12 protein-coding genes and 7 pseudogenes are annotated in these 18,131 nt (G+C 69.5%); 9 read left to right on the forward strand and 10 right to left on the reverse strand.

The window, feature by feature from the left end; genetic code table 11:
• Positions 1 to 83 precede the first annotated feature (83 nt).
• From ACZ7DE_RS36235 to ACZ7DE_RS36250, 4 genes are all read right to left on the reverse strand, one after another.
• Positions 84 to 698, reverse strand: coding sequence for a hypothetical protein (locus tag ACZ7DE_RS36235; protein ID WP_470768757.1), 615 nt, complete (start codon positions 696 to 698; stop codon positions 84 to 86).
• A gap of 50 nt (positions 699 to 748) precedes the next feature.
• Positions 749 to 1,378 (reverse strand): hypothetical protein, encoded by a 630-nt coding sequence (locus tag ACZ7DE_RS36240; RefSeq protein ID WP_470768662.1) that lies wholly within the window; start codon positions 1,376 to 1,378, stop codon positions 749 to 751.
• A 478-nt stretch (positions 1,379 to 1,856) separates the two neighbouring features.
• On the reverse strand, positions 1,857 to 4,313 hold the full coding sequence (locus ACZ7DE_RS36245) for an ABC transporter permease (protein ID WP_470768663.1): 2,457 nt from the start codon (positions 4,311 to 4,313) through the stop codon (positions 1,857 to 1,859).
• Positions 4,307 to 5,044: an ABC transporter ATP-binding protein gene (locus ACZ7DE_RS36250; protein WP_470768758.1), complete on the reverse strand. Its 738-nt coding sequence runs from the start codon at positions 5,042 to 5,044 to the stop codon at positions 4,307 to 4,309. The genes ACZ7DE_RS36245 and ACZ7DE_RS36250 overlap by 7 nt, the downstream gene beginning before the upstream one ends.
• Before the next feature lie 199 nt (positions 5,045 to 5,243).
• Here ACZ7DE_RS36250 and ACZ7DE_RS36255 point away from each other — a divergent pair, with 199 nt between their 5' ends.
• Entirely contained in the window at positions 5,244 to 6,515 is a 1,272-nt protein-coding gene (locus ACZ7DE_RS36255) for a sensor histidine kinase (RefSeq protein ID WP_470768759.1), read from the forward strand.
• On the forward strand, positions 6,515 to 7,147 hold the full coding sequence (locus ACZ7DE_RS36260) for a response regulator transcription factor (protein WP_470768664.1): 633 nt from the start codon (positions 6,515 to 6,517) through the stop codon (positions 7,145 to 7,147). The genes ACZ7DE_RS36255 and ACZ7DE_RS36260 overlap by 1 nt, the downstream gene beginning before the upstream one ends.
• A gap of 901 nt (positions 7,148 to 8,048) precedes the next feature.
• Here the strand turns inward: ACZ7DE_RS36260 and ACZ7DE_RS36265 are convergent.
• A pseudogene (locus ACZ7DE_RS36265) lies at positions 8,049 to 8,300 on the reverse strand (transposase family protein); the annotation flags it as partial.
• Between the two features lie 169 nt (positions 8,301 to 8,469).
• Between ACZ7DE_RS36265 and ACZ7DE_RS36270 the strand changes: the two are divergent.
• Positions 8,470 to 8,595 (forward strand): annotated as a pseudogene (locus ACZ7DE_RS36270) (helix-turn-helix domain-containing protein); the annotation flags it as partial.
• Here ACZ7DE_RS36270 and ACZ7DE_RS36275 read toward each other — a convergent pair.
• Positions 8,590 to 8,964: pseudogene (locus tag ACZ7DE_RS36275) on the reverse strand (DUF5990 family protein); the annotation flags it as partial. The pseudogenes ACZ7DE_RS36270 and ACZ7DE_RS36275 sit on opposite strands and share 6 nt — an antisense overlap.
• 121 nt (positions 8,965 to 9,085) lie before the next feature.
• Between ACZ7DE_RS36275 and ACZ7DE_RS36280 the strand changes: the two are divergent.
• The 6 genes and pseudogenes from ACZ7DE_RS36280 to ACZ7DE_RS36305 form a co-directional block, all read left to right on the forward strand.
• Positions 9,086 to 10,657, forward strand: coding sequence for a hypothetical protein (locus ACZ7DE_RS36280; RefSeq protein WP_470768665.1), 1,572 nt, complete (start codon positions 9,086 to 9,088; stop codon positions 10,655 to 10,657).
• A 446-nt stretch (positions 10,658 to 11,103) separates the two neighbouring features.
• Positions 11,104 to 11,703 (forward strand): alpha/beta fold hydrolase, encoded by a 600-nt coding sequence (locus ACZ7DE_RS36285; protein ID WP_470768666.1) that lies wholly within the window; start codon positions 11,104 to 11,106, stop codon positions 11,701 to 11,703.
• An 11-nt stretch (positions 11,704 to 11,714) separates the two neighbouring features.
• Positions 11,715 to 12,029, forward strand: coding sequence for a hypothetical protein (locus ACZ7DE_RS36290; protein WP_470768667.1), 315 nt, complete (start codon positions 11,715 to 11,717; stop codon positions 12,027 to 12,029).
• A 123-nt stretch (positions 12,030 to 12,152) separates the two neighbouring features.
• On the forward strand, positions 12,153 to 12,344 hold the full coding sequence (locus ACZ7DE_RS36295; protein WP_470768668.1) for a hypothetical protein: 192 nt from the start codon (positions 12,153 to 12,155) through the stop codon (positions 12,342 to 12,344).
• A gap of 115 nt (positions 12,345 to 12,459) precedes the next feature.
• Entirely contained in the window at positions 12,460 to 12,930 is a 471-nt protein-coding gene (locus ACZ7DE_RS36300; RefSeq protein WP_470768669.1) for a VOC family protein, read from the forward strand.
• A gap of 154 nt (positions 12,931 to 13,084) precedes the next feature.
• Positions 13,085 to 13,459, forward strand: a pseudogene (locus tag ACZ7DE_RS36305) (class I SAM-dependent methyltransferase); the annotation flags it as partial.
• 618 nt (positions 13,460 to 14,077) lie between these two features.
• Here the strand turns inward: ACZ7DE_RS36305 and rpmG are convergent.
• The 4 genes and pseudogenes from rpmG to ACZ7DE_RS36325 form a co-directional block, all read right to left on the reverse strand.
• A pseudogene (rpmG, locus tag ACZ7DE_RS36310) lies at positions 14,078 to 14,188 on the reverse strand (50S ribosomal protein L33); the annotation flags it as partial.
• 11 nt (positions 14,189 to 14,199) lie between these two features.
• Positions 14,200 to 14,319 (reverse strand): annotated as a pseudogene (locus ACZ7DE_RS36315) (IS5/IS1182 family transposase); the annotation flags it as partial.
• Positions 14,320 to 14,486: 167 nt separating this feature from the next.
• Complete coding sequence (locus ACZ7DE_RS36320; RefSeq protein ID WP_470768670.1) at positions 14,487 to 15,572, reverse strand: hypothetical protein; 1,086 nt, start codon at positions 15,570 to 15,572, stop codon at positions 14,487 to 14,489.
• Positions 15,573 to 16,327: 755 nt separating this feature from the next.
• Positions 16,328 to 17,151: pseudogene (locus tag ACZ7DE_RS36325) on the reverse strand (RHS repeat-associated core domain-containing protein); the annotation flags it as partial.
• Positions 17,152 to 18,131: the final 980 nt, after the last annotated feature.

Genomic DNA, 18,131 nt, shown 5'->3' on the forward strand with positions numbered 1-18,131 from the left:
CCGACCCGAAGCCCTACGTCTGGACGAAGACCGCGGACGAGATCCTCGAACGCCTCGCCAATTATCTGAACAGAATTCCTGACTCAGAAGACTAGGTCCAGTGCCCGGGCCAAGGCGGCCGTGACGGCGGCGGCGTGTGTCGGCAGGTGTCGTTCGGCCCAGGTTCCGGCGAGGCTGAGGAAGTCACGCAAGTCCGCCTGGGCACCGGTGACGAGCGCGCGCACCTGGTCCACCGGCAGCTCGATCGCCGGGCTGCCGTCCTTCGCGTGGGCGTCGAGAGTCAGCCGGACGGTGTCGCCGACACGTTCGGCTGCCGAGGACGGTTCGTGGCCGAAGTAGGAGCAGCAGGTGCCGTCCAGCACCTCCCGCCAGTCCCGCCACGTCTCCAGGCCGTTGCAGCAGCCCGGCTCGACGAAGACGGTGTCGGTGGCTGTGTCGGTCACCCGGAACCCGCCTGCGGCGAACAGGTCGGGCATGGTGAGCAGCCCGTGCAGGAACGTGCCGAGCGGGTCGGTCGGGCACAGCCCGTGCTCCTCCTCCGGCTCGAAGTTGTTGCAGTCGGCGATCCGCATAACCGCCGTGCCCACCTCCGCCGGAGTCAGCTCCCCGTCCAGCACGAGGTAGCCGTACGACTCGTGCTCGCCAACCGGCCAGAGAGCGAAGTCGTCGGCAGCGAAGATCTCCAGAACGGGCTGCATCACAATCACACGGGGATGATGCCGGACCCGCTGCCACACCGCCACGGGCTTTAGCTGCGACATCGGGCTCGGCGGGTGCCCGCTACCTGGGCAGTTCGCTCCGGGTAGGCGGTGCCGACGTAGCGCATGGCGGTCTGTTCGGTGACGCCGAAAAGCCTCATGTGCTTGAGCGCGTCGCTGGTGGTGAACGCTTCGTCGAGAACCCGGTCCTGGCGCAGCCTTTCGAGGGTCTGTCCCTTGGGCAGGACCTTCTGCGTGGTGATCCGGTGCACGGCCGGGTAGTCCGGGTCGGGGGCGGTCTTCTGGGTGACCATCAGGTGGGGGTTGGCGCTGGTGGGCCGGCACTGGTGACGGTAGGTGAGCCAGTCGGCGGCGAGCTGGTGGGTGACATCCAGGTAGAGGGTGTGCCGACGCAGGCCGCGTCGCAGCTCGAGAGTTCCACGGGCGAGGTTCAGGTCGGCGGTGAGCGGGGTGCGGATTTCTGCGGCGGGGACAGCGTGGATGGCTGCCAGGGCGATGGCGAGCCGCGCGAACGGGGTGGCGGCTTGGTCGAGCAGGCTGGCCAGCACGTCGGAGGGGACCGGCCGCGGGACGCCGGTCAGATCGCCCACGGGCAGGTGGCGAACAAGGTCGCGGACGACCGGCCGTTCGCGCTTGAGCGCCCGGAACAAGCTGCGCAAAAGCGGTGACGCGCTGGCGGCGGCCAGTCCCCTCCATGCCGTCCAGCATGTCCTGGATGTGGTCTGCGGTGACTTCCCGAAGCGTTGTGATGCCAGCCGCCGTCCACGCAGTGAGGACCGGCCGCAGGGTGCTCAGGTAGCGGCGGATGCCCTCCCAGTTGCGCGGCTCGTTCTCCCGAGGGCCTTGGCCGCGCAGCGCCCTCCCCCATGCGCCGACTTCCTCGGCGACGGGTTGCGGCAGCGCGGCCAGCAGCCTCTCGATCCAGGCCGGTTCGCGGTCCCGGTGCAGGTCCGGGATCGTCGACGAGCAGGCCATGAGCGCGCAGGAACTGGCAGACAGGCTTGGCCGCGAGATGCGTCCGGTCCCCGCGATTTTTCCCGCGCCTAGGCCAAGAGCACACCTGCAGGCCACGGGAAGAGTCCCCTCGGACTGTGATCCACGAGGTCCGCATCCGGGCAGGTGGCGCCGGAACAGAAGTCACTCGCGTACGCCCGCCAGCTCCACCGCCCTACGGCGCAGGGAGAGGCCGGCCGGAGCGACCGCCGAGATCACGGCGAGCACCGCGCAGGCACCCAGGGCCGCCCCGAGTGTCGCCCACGGGATCTCGATGGACGTCCACACCGAGAGCAGGCCCAGCGCGCTCCACATGCCCATCAGGTTGAGTCCGGCGACCAGCGTTCCCAGCAGTCCGCCGACCATGACCACCATCAGCGCCTCGGCGCCCACCAGCCGCAGCACCTGCCACCTGGTGGCGCCGGCCAGTCGCAGCACAGCCAGCTCGCGGACCCGGTCGGAGGTCGCCATGACCATCGTGTTGGCCAGCGAGATGCCGGTGTAGAGGAGGGCGATCCCGAGGACCAGGAAGAACCCCATCCGGGTTGTCCGGTTGGTCTCGGGGTACGTCGCACGCACCCAGGCGTCCCTGCTGAGGACCTCCCCGCCCGATGCCCGCACCGCCTGACGCAGACCGGCGGCCACGATGCCCGCGTCGGCACCGTCCGCGAGGCGTACGTCGACCCGGTGGACGGGTGCCGCGGGGGCGTTGCGCGGGGTGACGTAGACGCCGTTGTTGCCGGTGCCGATGGTCATGACCGCGGCGATCTTCAGGGACTTCCTCGTGCCGTCACCGAGCCAGACGTCCACCCGCTCGCCCACGGTGTGTTTCTCCCACTCCTCGTTGACGATGATCGAGTCGTCGTCCAGGTTGCTCACCATGCCCGCGGCGAGCGGGAGATGCGCCGTTGCCGCGAGCGGTTCCGGCTCGACGGCTCTGGCATCGGACCTGATGAGCGCCACGCCGTCCTCCAGGACGTACACGGCGCTCGACGAGCTCGCCGAGACCTCGGTACCGGACACGGCCCGAAGTCGCTGCAGCGTGGCCTCGTCGAAGCCGGCATTGCCCGCCGGAGTGACGACGAAGTCGGCGGCCGTCTGCTCGCGCACCTCGGTGGCTTTCGCCTCGTTGAGGGTGGCGGTGGCACCGAGCAGCGAGCCCGCCAGCGCGACCGTGACCAGCACGGGCGCCGCGACGGCGGCGGTGCGGCGGACTCCGGTGGCGGCGTTCTCCCGCACCAGCATCCCGCCGGCGCCCGGCAGTTGGGCCGGCAGCCAGGCGATCAGCCGGGCCAGTGGCCGCACCAGCACCGGCGCGAGCAGCGCGACCGCGGTGATCAGCAGCATCGGTCGGCTTACATAGGTCTTGCGCTGCAGCAGGTCGCCCGGGTTCGCCACCAGGGCCAGGGCCAGCGTCACCGCGGCGGTGATCAGCAGGGCCCCGCCGAACAGCCAGCGGCCCCGTGTCATCGCCCGGGTTTCCACGGACGCCTCGCGCAGCGCCTCGGTGGGACCGGTGCGACCCGCCCGCCAGGACGCGGCCAGCACGCCGCACAGGGCCACGAACAGGCCCGTCCAGAACGCCAAGTGATAGGGCCAGGTGTAGTCGCCGATGGTGAACCAGCGGGGCGCAAGGCTCTCGTCGACCGCCCACTCGGCGAGCTTCGGAGCCCCGTAGGAACCGAGCACACAGCCGGCGGCCGAGGCGAGCACACCGACCGCGAGCGCCTCGTAGACGACCATGCGGCGGATCTGGCCCGGGGTCGCCCCGGCGGTGCGCAGCAGCCCGAACTCGCGGCGCCGCTGGGCCACTGCGAACGCGAAAGTCGAGGCCACCACGAACACCGAGACGAACCCGGTGACGCCGCCGGCCGTGCCGAACATGGCGTTCATCGCGGTGAGGGCCTCGCTGTCCCGGTCGGGGTCGGCGTCGGCGTGCCGGCGCGCGTCCCCGGTCAGGACCTGGACGCCCTCGCTGCCGCGCACTGCCTCGTGCACGGCCGCCGCATCAGCGTCGATCACGAGCTGGAGACTGCGCGGCGACAGTTCGGCGGAGCGGGTATCGGTGTAGAACACTGCGTTCTCGAAGCCGAGCCCGCCCACGGTGCCGACGATGCGCACCGTGCCGCCGTCGGTCCGCACCCGGGTGCCCGGACGGGCCCAGTCACCGCTGACGACGACCTCGTCAGCCGCCTCGGGCGCGCGTCCCGCTTCGAGCTCGTACGGCGCGAAGGCAGCGGTGGACCAGGGATGGCCCACCAGGTCGGCGGGCCCGCCCTCGGCCCGCACGGCGAACGACCGGTCCTCGACGACGGTCCCGAGGTCCCGCAGCTTCGCGACCGCGTCGTCGGGCACGGCACGCGGCTGAGCGAGCTTCTGGGTGCGGTCGCCGACCGAAGTGGGCACCTCAAGGGTGTCCTGGCCCTTGACGACGACCGGCGCGGCGGCGAACCGCTCCGGCCCCCGGTCAGGCGCGTCCAGCGAGGACGCCAGGGCCAACCCCATCACGGCGATCAGCGCCACGCCCAGGGAGAGGGCGACGAAACTGCCCACGAAGGTGACCCAGCGGGTGCGCAGGGTGCGCAGCGTGGTGCTCAGCACGGCGCCGCCTCGAGCTTGGTCATGCGCGCTGCGATGTCCTCGGCGGAGGCGCCTATCAGCTCACCGTTGACACGGCCGTCGACGAGGAAGACGACGCGGTCGACGTAGGAGGCGGCGACGGGGTCGTGGGTGACCATGATGATCGTCTGGCCCTCCCGGTCGACCATGCCGCGCAGCAGGGTCAGCACCTCGCGGCCGGTCTGCGAGTCGAGCGCGCCGGTCGGCTCATCGCCGAACAGCACTTCGGGGCGGGTGATCAGGGCGCGGGCCAGGGCAACCCGCTGCTGCTGGCCGCCGGACATCTCCGTCGGGCGGTGCCGCGCGCGGTCGCCGATTCCGACCTGTTCGAGCACCTCCCGCACCTGGGCCTTCTTCGGGCGACGGCCGGCCAGCCGCAGCGGCAGGGCCACGTTCTGCTCGGCGGTCAGCGAGGGCAGCAGGTTGAACGCCTGGAACACAAAGCCGATGCGCTCGCGGCGCAGCAGGGTCAACTTGGTCTCGCTCAGCGTGGTCAGCTCCGTGTCGCCCACGGTGACCGAGCCCGATGTGGGCCGGTCCAGGCCTGCGGCGCACTGCAGCAGGGTCGACTTGCCGGACCCGGAGGGGCCCATCACGGCGGTGAAGGTCCCCCTCGGGAAAGCGAGCGATACCTCGTCGAGGGCGGTGACGGACGTGCCGCCCGAGCCGTACCGCCGGGTCACGGAGCGCAATCGGATCGCGTCGTTGCTCATATGTTCCCCCACCAGTGTCTGCTCCTTGGCTCGTTGGTGCCTCCACGAAACCGCGGAAGCCCCTCGTGACGCAGTACGGCCAGAACGAGACTTGGGGTAGTGCCAGGGCTACCCCCGATACGCACCCTGGACCGATGGCACCGGACCGGTGGGGCCACTTACGGTCATGCACATGCACTCTCGGAATGTGTGGCAGGCCATGTCCCGGCCGGGCTTCCTGCTGTCGTCCTGGCCCTGGCGCTCCGCCGCGTATCTGCTCACCGGCACGGTGACCGGCGCCGCCGCCCTGGTGGCGATCGCGACCGTGGCCACGGTCTGCGGTGCGCTCGCCATCGTCTTGGTGGGGCTGCCGCTGCTCGTCCTGGTCGCTCTCAGCGGGATCCCGATGGCCGAGGTGGAGCGGCGCAGGCTGCGCCTGATCGACCGCAACCCGGTGTCCGGCCGGCACCGGGTGCCGGCCGCACCGGGACTGTGGGCCTGGCTGACCACCCGGCTGCGCGAACAGGCGACCTGGCGGGAGCTCGGGTACGCGCTGTTGTTCGCCGGGCTGTTGTGGCCGGTCGATGCCCTGGCGATCACGGTCGCCCTGCTCTTCCCGCTGTCCATGGTCTCCACCCCGCTGCTGATGGCCACGGTCGGCGACGGCCATGAAGCGAAGGTGCTCAAGCTGTGGACGGTCACCGCCTGGCCGACCGCCCTCGGCGTCGCCGTGCTGGGCCTGCTCCTCATGGTCCCGTGCGCTTACGTCATCGGCGTCACGGCGGGCGCCCGCGCCGAGCTGGCCCGGCTGCTGATCGCCGGCCGCGAGGGCGAGCTCGGCGCCAAGGTGGTCGAACTGGCCCGCTCCCGCGTTCGGTTGGTGGAGGCCTTCGAGGCCGAGCGGCGCCGTGTCGAGCGCGATCTGCACGACGGCGCGCAACAGCGCCTTGTGGCCCTGTCGATGACCCTCGGGCTGGCCCGCCTCGACGCCCCGCCCGGCCCGCTCGCCGACCAGCTCACCAGGGCTCACGAGGAGGCGGGCAAGGCGCTCGCGGAGCTGCGCGAGCTCATTCACGGCATCCACCCCAAGGTCCTCACGGACTACGGCCTTCAAGCTGCGGTCGCTGACGCCGCCGACCGCTGCGCGATCGCCGTCGACGTCGACCTCGAACTGCCGGGCCGGTCAGACCAGGCGGTCGAATCCGCTGCGTACTACGTGGTCTGCGAGGCGCTGGCCAACGTCGCCAAACACAGCGGGGCCGACCGCGCGCAGGTGAGCGGCGGTTATCACGACGGACGCCTGTTCCTTGAAGTTCGGGATGACGGCTGCGGCGGCGCGGACGCCTCGGCGGGTAGCGGCCTCACCGGCCTCGCGGACCGGGTGTCCGTCCTGGATGGCAGACTTGCCCTGACCAGTCCGCCAGGTGGACCGACTCTGTTGCGTGTGGAGTTTCCTTGCGAGTTGACCAAGGGGGCCGATCGCTCCGCGTAGTGCTGGCCGAAGACAGCGTGCTGCTGCGGGAAGGGCTCATCGGCCTGCTCAGCCGCTGCGGCCACGAGGTGGTGTCGGCCGTCGGGGACGCGCAGGCACTGGTCGCCGCGGTCGAGGAGCACGCTCCGGACATCGTGGTGACGGACGTACGCATGCCGCCGGGATTCCAGGACGAGGGCCTGCACGCGGCCGTACGGCTGCGCGGGAAGCGCCCCACTCTCCCGGTCCTGGTCCTCAGCCAGTACGTGCAACGGACGTACGCTGCCGAGCTTCTGGACTCCGGCGACGGATCGGGTGTCGGCTATCTGCTCAAGGACCGGGTTGGCCAGGTCGAGGAGTTCGTGGAAGCGCTGCACAAGGTGGCGGACGGCGGGACTGTGGTCGACCCCGAGGTGGTGCGCCAGTTGCTGCGCCGCCGCCGCGACCCGCTGGAGCAGCTCACCCCGCGCGAACGCGAGGTGCTGGCGCTGATCGCCGAAGGCAAGTCCAACGGCGCGATCGCCAAGGAGCTGGTGGTCTCCGAAGCGGCGATCGGCAAGCACATCGGCAACATCCTCACCAAGCTGGACCTGCCTCCGACGGACAAAACCCATCGCAGGGTCCTGGCCGTCCTCACCTACCTGCGGGCTTGACCCACCGAGGGCACCGAGCCGCTATGCCTGGCTGACATCAGCAGCAAGGTACGGCGGCGACCTAAGCCCGTTTTTGATACTCGACACGGGTTGTCGCCTTGTCGCCCGGTGATAAGGCCCCAACCACCGGGGACGACCGTCAGTCCCTCCCGCAGCCGAAGTCGACATCGCTCGGCCAGTGACTACACCACCCGGTGGGTCACGATTCTCCACCCCCAGCGCCGCACCAAGCCCCGGGTTCGATCCAACCGCACTACTCGGCTCGTTGACTGGACTCGGAGTAGGCGGGTTGGGCCTCGACGTCTGCAGACCCTCCATGGACTCCCGATCGCCGGTGCGGCCGGCGATCTCGACTGCGTGCTGGTGGACGAACTCCCCGGCGTAGGCGGCCTGTCGGTCCCAATCATCGGCGTCGCACCGAGGTAGCCCGGCAGCCTCAGAGCGGGGCACCAGCGGCCCCCAGAGTCCTCGCGCGTCTTGAGTCGGTGGCACGGACGGCAGAGCGGTTGCACGTTCCCGTCCGAATAAATGGTCTGATCCCTGGATCATTCCGCCGGCGGTCCCGCGGGAGAGGGCGATAGGTGCCCGACTGGTGTTGTTCGTGACCCGCCAACGATCTTCATCTCGCCGAGGTCACGCCCGGCTCACGGACATCGCCCTGCGAGCCCTGACCAGGCCAGGCCTGTGCGGTGCACGCGCTCGACGACGCTCCGCACAGTCCTGCCCAAGGACGCCTTGGAAGCCGTTGCTTTCCGGAGCTGAAGACTGCGTTTCTGCTGGTCGGGCGTGGGGCCGATGATCCCGTGGGAGTAGTCGCCTGTCGTGCTGTCGCGGCCCGGGAGGTCGTGGATGCCGTCGGTGGTTGGGCTGTTGGAAGAGCGTGAGCTGGGTGCTCGCCGTCGTGGGACCGCTTCACCACCTGCTGGCCGGTGGAACGGCTTTCCCATCGGCCACGGCAAGGGAGACGGACCGCGCCGCCTGCGCCCTGGTAGCCCTTGTCTGCCCAGCAGCTGATGCCGGCCTCAGCGAGCACCGCGATGATGCCGTGCTCGCGCGCGGCCCGGACGTCGTGGACGGCACCGGCCAAGGCTGGTGAAGCCCACATCAGACGTCCCTGCGGATCTGCCATGAGCTGCACGCTCATGCCGTGCTTCGGCACTCCGTCCGGTCTGGGCGACAAGTTCGCCCATCCTCGGTGGCACCGAGGATGATCTCGGTGCCGGGCAGGATCCGCAGGTCGTCGACCCGCGCGTGGACCTGACCCGGCGGCGCCACATCGATCTGGCGCACGTCTCCAGTGCTGTCATACACGGACTGGAACGCTGGTCCGCCCTACGCCCGTTCTGACTGACCTGACTGCAGAGCGCGGCGTCACCTTGTCGCGGGAACACGTCTACCGGCTGGTGACCCAGCCTCCGCAGCGCATGAGCATGGACACCCTCGTCGCGCGCGGCGTCGGCGAGCACGTCGGCGGGGATGACGTCGAGCATGGGCTTGGCGCGGCGGAACATCGTGAAGACGCCCGACGCGTCGACCGTGCCCCACGACAGGTAGACGAACCGCCGCCCCAGGCGGTCCTGCACGTAGGGCCCCTTGACCTCGGTGCCGACCGGCGAGGTGCTCGCGGTGCACTCCAGGGTTCAGGTCGCGGACGGCGCGTCGCCGGGCTGCGGGTCGAGGAGTTCGGCCGGACGGTCACGGGCGTGGACGGCGACATGGACGTTGCCGTGGGCGGGCGCCTCGCCGTCTGCGGATCCGGGGTGGGTGAGACCGGGCAGGTCGACGGCGTCGATTCGGATGCGCATACCCGCCATCATCGCGTCCCCGGCCCATGGCCCGGCCCGCCGCCGCTCCTCCAGCCGACCCCTCACCCCGATCTGCCATGTTCGTGACATGGCTAGGATTGGCCGACTGTCGTGTTCGAAGGGGGAATTGACGATGGCTGGACGAAGAACGCTCGCCGGTGTCGGGGTGGCCGCGCTGGCACAGCTGATCGCTTCCGCGGCTCCCGCGCAGGCGGCGTCGGGCTCACTGACCGTCACCACGCTGGGGCGGCACGGCGGCAAGGTCGCGACGACCGTCACCGTCGTCGCCGTGCCGTCGGGTCAGATGTACAGCGTCAGGTCCGGCCAGCGGATCAGTCTGCCGTCGGGGCGATACATCGCGATGACCGACATCTACGAGAGCGCCCCGGACGGTCCGGGCTCCGACACCCTCGGCGCGCAGGTCGTGAAGGTATCGGGGAGCACGTCGGTGACGCTCGACGCGCGCAAGGGCAAGGCCGTCAGGGTCTCGCTCGACACGCCCCCCGACGTGAGCGGCCCGGCACGGATCAACGCGCGGGTGTGCGCCGCCGTCGGCAACATGCCGTCCGCCTACGGCGTGAGCGGCTGGAACGACGCGGGGTCTCTCTACGCCATCCCGAACTCCTCCAAGCTGCTGCAGTTCGGGTACCTGGCGCAGTGGTCCGGCGCCGACACCTACGTCGCCGTGAAGAACACCACGGGCATCCCGGCCGCGCCCGGCGGCTCGTTCAAGCGGTCGAAGCTGGCGACGATGCGCTTCTCGGTGCGCGGCGGCACGCAGATGGCCCCCCTGAACGACACCGCCCTGCAGGCCATGCCGAAGGTCGACGACTGCACCACCGACCTGATGGCCGAGGTCCACAGCGCCGAGGCGCCCTACGACGCCGTCGCCCATGTGACCCCCGGAACCTGGCAGCCCCGCGCGGACATCTTCGCGAGCAACGGTGACGACATCGGCGGCGGCTTCCCGAAGACCAGGACGCTGCAGGCCGGGCAGAGCGCCACCCAGATCTTCGGCCGGGCCGTCTGGGGTCCGATGCACCATCTGCCGACGGTCTGGCAGAAGTCCGTCTACTTCGTTCCGGAGGCTCTGATCGGCGACCCCGACATCGGCCAGAGCTGGGGCGACCCCACGAAGGAGACCGTGGTCCTGTCGAAGGGGAGCACGGTCGTCAAGAAGCAGACCCTGACCAACTGGGGCAATTCCGATGCCACCTTCTCCGCCCGCATCCGCTCGACCGGCCGGTACCGCCTGACGGTCGACGCGCATCGCCACCGTCCCGGCATCACCTTCCCCACCGGCATGCTGTCGTCGCGCGTCACCCTCGACTGGTCGTTCACGGCCGACCCGGCCAAGGCGACGGTCGCGCCCGTCTTCCTGACCCGTTTCCTGCCCGCCGGGCTGAACGCCCGCAACCAGGCCGCGCCGAACAGCACTACGACGGTCTCGGTGAGCGCCCTGCGAGGCCCCCAGAACCCCGACGTGAGGTTCACCAAAGCGACTGTCAAGTCCGTCCGGTTCTGGTCCTCCGTGGACGGCGGCAGAACCTGGAAGGGGACCACGGTCAGGCACTCCGCGGGCTCCACCTGGCAGGCGTCCGTCCACAATCCGGCCGCCGGCGCCGTCGCTCTGCGCTCCGAGGTGACCGACTCCGCCGGAAACCGCTCGGTGGAGACGATCTACCGGGCGTACGCCATCGGCTAGCCCGTCGCCCGTCGCCGGTGGCCGGTTGCCTACAGGCCGTGGCCGATAGCCGGCGACGGGTCGGGATCCGCTGCCCAGTGGTCACAGCCCCCGCAAAGGGATGCCACCATCCGAGAACTCCCGCAGCTCGCCTCGCCTCCCACACGAGCTGGACGCGTCTTCGCCTCGCCAGCCGCACGGCCGGGCGCCCTGGGAGCGGGCATCGTCTCCCGCACAGCGGGACGCGGCCCCCGGCACGGCATCGGCACGCCCTTGGCGCGCCCTCGGCACGGCACCGCATCAGCGTCCGGCGCCCCAGCCGATCCCCTGCCCGGAATCCGGCCAGGCGCCGTGCGCGGTCCGGCTGGAGCCCGACAAGGCCGACGCCGAGGCGAACCCGTCTACGCCGGCGGTCCGGAACGCGCGGGCCGCGCTCGGGACGGCGCCGGCCGGGGCGCGGGCGCAAGATGACGGGCCAGCACTTCCAGCGCTTCCGTGACCTCGGCCAGCCACCGGGGATCATCGGATCCCAGGGCCGTGGCGAGAGCGTCGTCGACTCCGGCGGCGCGGACCTGCGCCACCCGCGGGGACACCTCGGGGTTCGGGCGCACCAGCATGCGGCGCCGGTCGGCGGGATCGGGCGCCGTCTGCACGGATCCGTCGCCCGGCTCGCCGATTCCCACACGGTGGCCACCTACGACCGACGCGGCCTCTCCCGCAGCCGATTCGACGACCCCGAGCGAGGTGCGACACTCGCCGAGCACGCCGACGACGTCCACCGTCTGCTGGCCTCACTCACGGACAGCCCGGCCCTCATGCTCGGTTGCAGTCTCGGAGCCGTCATCGGCCTGCACGCCGCCACGCGGCACCCCGGACAGATCCGCGTCCTCTTCGCCCACGAACCCGTCGCACCACGCCTCCTGCCCGACGCCGAACGTGCTCGCCACGAGCACGAACTCGCCGCACTTCAGGACCTCTACCTCCGCGAGGGCCTCGGCGCCGCCCTCCCGGAGATCGCCCGGACCCTGGGCATCGACCCCACGCACAGGGCACCGAACCGGACCTGACACCCCAGCCGATGAACGCCCTGCGCAGGGCCAACTTCGACTTCTTCGTCCGGCACGACTTCACGGCGGTGATCGAGGACACGCTCGACGTCGCCGCGCTGCGGAGCACCGGCACACACATCATCCCGGCGGCCGGGCGCACCACGCCACGGACCGTCTTCGACCACCGCTGCGCGACCGCCCTGGCGGCGCGACTCGACCGGGAACTGCAAGAAATCCCCGGCGGCCACAACGGAAACACCAGCCACCCGCGTGCTTATGCGACGCGTGTACGGGAACTCCTGGCCGGCCCCGGCACCGAACTCCTCGTTCCAGCTACACGCTGACGGCGGGCCTCAAAGGCAGGCGGTCCCCGCGAGTCTGACACCGCTGTGGCAGTCCGTCCCGGGCCTGCTCGGGCTGCGTGCGATGCGCCGGCCCTCGCGCTGGGACGCTTCGCCGCAGAACAGATGGCCACGCGCAGCCCGCTCGTCACGGGCGGCGTGGGCGGCGCCCTGCTGGCCTTCCTCGGCTACGGCGGCTGGGAGGCGTTTCGTCCCGCCAAGCCCGGACGGCGCGGGCGCCTGGCCCGCGCGGCGGCCACCACGTTCGCCGTGGCCGCCCTGTTCCTCGTCTACGCCTCGTCCTGCAACTGCTCCTGAACCGACCCGCCCGGCGTCTCAGCACGCGGGCAGCGATCGAAGCCCACCGATGAGTTCCGGCAGCGGCGCCGGTCCACAGGACGTACGCCATCGAGACGCCGACTGGAGACCCGCCATGACGAACCCCGCACACCCCGGCCGCATGCTGTTCCTGAACATCCCCGTCGCGGACCTCGAACGCAGCAAGGCGTTCTTCGCCGATCTCGGGTTCGCCTTCAACCCGAAGTTCACCGACGAGACCGCCGCCTGCATGCTGGTCGGCGAGCACGCCTTCGTCATGCTGCTCAGCCGAGAGAAGTTCGCGCAGTTCGCCAAGCTGCCGATGGCCGATCCCACGACGCACACGCTGGCGCTGTACTGCTTCAGCGTGTCGTCCCGTGAGGAGGTCGACAAGGTCAGCGCCGCCGCACTCGCCGCGGGCGGCACCGAGGCGGACGGCGCCGAGGACTACGGCTTCATGTACTCGCGCAGCTTCTACGACCTCGACGGCCACGGCTGGCAGGTCATGTGGATGGACCCGGCGGCGGTGGAACAGGGCCCCGAGGCCTTCGCGGCCTCCTCGCAGGACGCTGACACGCCGGCCTGACCTGAAGGCCTCGGACCCCGACCGGTCCGGGGCCCTCTCCTCGACGTCCGGCAAGCCCGAACCCGCGACACCCGCCTAGAGGATCCGGCCGGCCTCGGGCACTGGGGGCCGGTCGTCACACGGTCTGTCAGTTCTCCGGTCCAGGGTCGCCCGCATGGCTGAGCCCTCCTTCCTGAGCGCCGTCCGTGAGTCGTACGACACGGTCGCCGCCGACTACGTGGAACGCGTCCCGCCTCCGGCCGCGATGGACCCGCTGTCACCCGCGATGCCGACGGGTTCGCCGAATTCGTGCGGACGGCCGCTCTGGGGGTGGGCGCGGACCTGGGATGCGGCCCGGGCGTGTGACGGCGTATCCGACCGACTCGGGGGGTGTCCGCCTTCGGCGTCGATCTGCCGCCGAAGATGGTCGGGCTGGCCCGGCATGCCTATCCGGACCTGCGGTTCACCGCGGGCTCGATGACCGCGCTGGAGACGGGCGACGACGCACTGGGCGGCATCCTGGCCTGGTAACACCCACCACACTCCCCCGCACAACGGCCGCCGTGGCGACCGTCGCAGCCGTCACGTTCACCCTGCTGCCGTCGTCCGGCGGCGCCGACGCGGGACCGCGTATCACGTCGGCGGCGGCCCTGCTGGAGGACGTCGCGCTGGCGGCCGAGCACCAGCACGGGTACGGCAGGATCCGCGACGACCAGTTCGTCTATGTCGACGTCGAGAAGACCTTCCTCGAGACCGGGCCGGACGCGAAGGCGGTCTCCGTGCCCCTGTATCGCAAAGAGAGCTGGGTCTCCGTGGACGGCACCCGCAAGACCCTGGTGCGCGACGGGAGTGACGGCAGCGAGTTGAGCAATCCGCCCGCGCCGCGAGGACAGGAGATCTACGACGACTTCATCAGCTACAACTTCATGAAGTCCCTGCCCACCGATACGGACGCGATGTACGACTATCTGCTCGAAACGCCCCCTCGGCTCCTCGATTTCGCCTGGATCGACAACCCGGTGTTGGGGTTCGACGACGAATACGACAAGCACCAGACCGTGCTGCAGCTCGCCGGAAGACTGCTGAAGGACTCGATCGTGCCGCCGGCGCAGAGCGCCGGCCCGCGCGGGTACTTCCGGACGTTCGGGCTGTCCCGGGAGTCGGTGAGGTGGTCGCGCAGACGGTTGAGCTGCTTGCGGCCGACGACGGGGTCGTACTTGCGCAGGGTCATGCGGTCCGGGTCGTTGCGGCGGTTCTTGCGCGAGCTCACCGAAATCCCCTGGATCCACCCAGCGCGCGCTGGTGCGGTGGGAGCTTGCAGCGGCGGTCACCCTCCCGGGTGACGATGAGTACGGTGACCCACTCAACCAGGGCGTGCGGCAGGTCGAGTGCGGCAGGTTGGGGAACCAACGAGGCTCCTGTGCCGATGGGTTGAGACTTCGAACACCTCCCCCAACGGCACAGGAGCCTCGTGCGTTGCGGGGTCCCTCCGCCGTGAGGCAAACGGCTTGTCACACACCCTGACGCGGCGGCACTTCTGCCACCGACTGCGGAGGTTGTGTGACAGGCTCTACAGCTCATTGGATCAGGTCGGTGTGCGGATGCTCGGGAGAGGTCGGGCAGACGTAGATCTGCATGTTGTCGGTGCTGCCGACTTCGACCTTGGTCGGCTGCGAAGGGTCCTGGCCACAGCAATGACCGCCGGTGTTGGCAGCGTAGGCGGCGGCCTGTTCTTCGTAAGGTGCCCAGCTGTGTCCCTCACCGCCCTCCCATTCGCCGGAGGCGATAGTCAGCAGCGGGGCCATCTGCACATCACAGACAGTGCAGTATCGGGGGTTGGGGTCGGTGCGGCCCCATGGAGGCCAGCCGCCGACCTTCCATCCGGGCGCGTCTGCCAGATGGATGTCATAGAAGTCCCGCGGACAGTCCGCGTAGGAGCTGTCCACGCCGACGCCGGCTGCCTGCCACCTGCTCCAGTCCTCCACCATCAGCCGCATCTGCGGGCTCAGATCGAGGCTGTCGGGGTACTCGGTGATCGCTTCCGGTGCCAGCACACAGGGTTCCGGCACATAGCCCTCATAGTTCACCTCGTACGGCTCGGGGGGTGTGACGAGGATGTCGACGACCGCGGCGGCGGACCGCCAGAACAGCGCAGTCGACGGCTTCCAATCCGGATCGTGGTCGTAGGGGCACCACAGAACCTGGAGCAGATCGGCCTGTCCGGGCGGCCGCAGCAGGGGTATGTCGCGTAGATACAGCTGGGCCACGGGCAGCATGGGGACCGGGCAGTCCGCGGGCAACGGAGGGCCGGCGTCGAGTCGCTCCGCGAGCATCGCGGCGTTCCGCTCCTTGACCGCCTCCTCCTCGGGCGTCATCCCAGGACCCCCGTGATCACCGTGCCACCGGGCCCGCATGCGCCTCATGAGCCGCACTTCGGCCGGCGACTGGCGGAACCCACTGTCACGGTGCAGGTGCGAGGCTTCGCAGTGCGGCCACGGCTCCTCCACCGGCCACAGCAACGGCCCCCCGACCGAGCTCTCCCCGACCGAAGGCGACCCGGGACGAGGGTGCAGCCGAATCGCAGGACGTGCCAACGGCGCCAGCTCGGGAAAGACCGCGGTCACGTCCACGGGCCGCGGCGGAGTAGTACGTACGAAAACCATGCCGGTGATCCTGTCACCAGCCACTGACAACCCCTGGCCGCCTCAACCAGCATCGGTGGCATCGATGTTCAGCTGGTCAAGTGCAACGCAAGCAGCTTCGGCCACAGCGGCAGCAAGCCTGCCTATGCGACAACTAGCGTGCATCATCGGCTCAGCCATCACGCGATCAGTGGCCACTCTGAAGAAGCTCAGGGAGTGCATGACCGCCACGGTAGAGAACTCGTAGCAGTAGTACGACTGGCGCAGCAGCTCGCGCGCCGTACGCAGGACCAGTCTCGTAGCCGGCTGGCGTACGCGTACCGCTGGGTCAGGCCACACCAACCTCGATCGTGCTACGACGTCACGGGCACTTCATCTATTCCTCTTACTGAAGAAGACTAAAACGACTCCTACCAGCACGATAAATCCGACGGTGAACAAGAGCGCCGATTGCCCATCTCGCAGCAACAGCGGGGCAGAAAAAGACCACATCACCTCTGCCCCTTCTTTTCACTGATCAGACTCACAGGCACGCAAAGAGCTCCACCCGCAATGAGCAGCCATCCGACTGCGGCTGCCGGGCCCCCGGAGGAGATTGCCAGGAGAAGCGCACCGCAGACGAGAGCCAGCATGCCGATGAGTAGGATCTGGTGCCCTCTTCCCGGTTGGATCATCTCATTCTCCCTGTTCGAAACCGCGGGTGCCGGAGCACAACAACGCCTGCTCCGGCAACCACGATTGGTCCGTTCGTCAGCTCTTGCAGGTGGCACCGATGTAAGTGCCTGCGGCCGCCCCGATGATTCGGCGAAGCGGTAGGGCTGGGCGACCGGTTCGGCGGACTGGGCCAGGATGCGCACGCCTCGGGGGCTGTAGGCGTAGGTGTCGACCTTCTTGCCGCCCGCGTCCGCCAGACCGATCACACTGCCGATCGCGTCAGTGAGGTAGAGGTAGGTCTTGCCCCCGGTCGTCATGGAGTTCAACGTGCCCCCGGGTTCCCGGTTGAAGCCCATGTCCACACCGTCGGCCGTCTTCGCGGACAGGCCCAGCGGACCGAGTGGAAGAACGTGTCGCCGAGCTTGATACGTTCACTCTGGTCGGTGGAGCCGTACTGGCCCACGTACGTCTTGCTGTCGACGGTGATCGACGTCATCGGCGAGTGGTCGGTCCAGGTCTCGCCGGTACGGATGCAGTCGTCGGTGGAGGCGGCGGCGGTCTCGTTGCCGATGGCGTCGTAGGACCAAGTGCCCGTGGAAGTGGACTTGTTCGTCAGCTGCTGGGCGTCGTTGTAGGCGTAGGTGGTGCCGCGCGGGCAGCCGGGGTCGGTGCCCTGGGAAGCGAGGTTGCCGGCCAGGTCGTAGCAGTACTGCCAGGAGTCGGCGATCGCGCCCGCCTTCTCCTCCTTGGCGTAGGAGAAGCGGCCCGCCCCGTCGTAGCTGTACGTCCGCTTCAGCCCGGTGACGCTGTCCGTGCTGGTGCGGATCTTGCTGCCATCGGTGGCGCTGTTGGTGCCCTGTCCGTAGGTGTAGGCCAGGTTCACCAGGGTGCCCTGATCTGAGGTGACCTTGATGGACTGCGGCAGGCTGGACTCGTCGACCTGCACAGGACACGCAGAGAGCACAGCTGGGCAGCAACCGCACGCCTCCCGCAGGCAGAACGCGGCTGAAAGCCTCCCCCTCAGACTGCACCGCTCGAATCTCCAGACGAGGTGAGCGGGTACGCGGGCCGCCACCACCTCCCCTCATCCCTGCGCACCCCTCCTGCCCGGCGTATGCCGGGCAGGCGAAAGGCGTCCCCTTGACCATCCATTCTCAGCACGCCAACCGTGGGAGACCCAGGTCCTGGCAACCTACCGGGGTCCGGACGGCGTCGAATCCATGACTGTGACGAGCCTGGGCGACCCGCGCCTTGCCATCCGATCGTCGATGCCCTCAATCGGATCTCCGCCTTCGCCGCCCGTGCCGATCTCCTCTGTGGCGCCCCCAGTCTCGTGCGTTGTGGGGAGTCCGCCCATCCGTTCGCGAAGCATGACGATGGAATGGACACACTGAACTACGAGACCCGCGAACGGCTCGACCGCCGTGAGGCTGGGGCTCACTTCGGAGGAGCGAGAGAAGGCTGTCGTCGGCCTCCGGGTACTGGTCACAGCGCACTTCCGGTGCACCGGAATGTGGGCCACGCTGGACGACCCTAGGTGCGAGCCCTTTCGCCGAGCCGCACGATTCCGACGATTTCTACATGACGGTCCAGGCACCGGAGCCTGGCGATGACGACAGTTGGTGGGAGGTCGAGGTCCGGCGCTGGGAGCCGGACGATCCCGACGAGGAATACGGGGAGCACAGCACTGCGACGGGCAGGAGCGTGATCGGCTGTGCCCTTCACGCTGTACTGGACGCCGATGAGGTCGCGCACTTGCGGAAATCCGTGGAGGAGAAGTCGCCGCTGCTTGGCTCGTCATCACGCCCTCGCAGCAGCACCTGCCGCAGTGGGGCGGCCATCACTGAAGCTCTGTTGGCAGAGTGTCTCAAGGGTGGCCAGCCACCGGGCCCGTCAGGGCCTCAGTAGCGGCAGGTCGGGCATATG

The sequence above is a fragment of the Streptomyces sp. NPDC037083 genome, assembly GCF_055606485.1.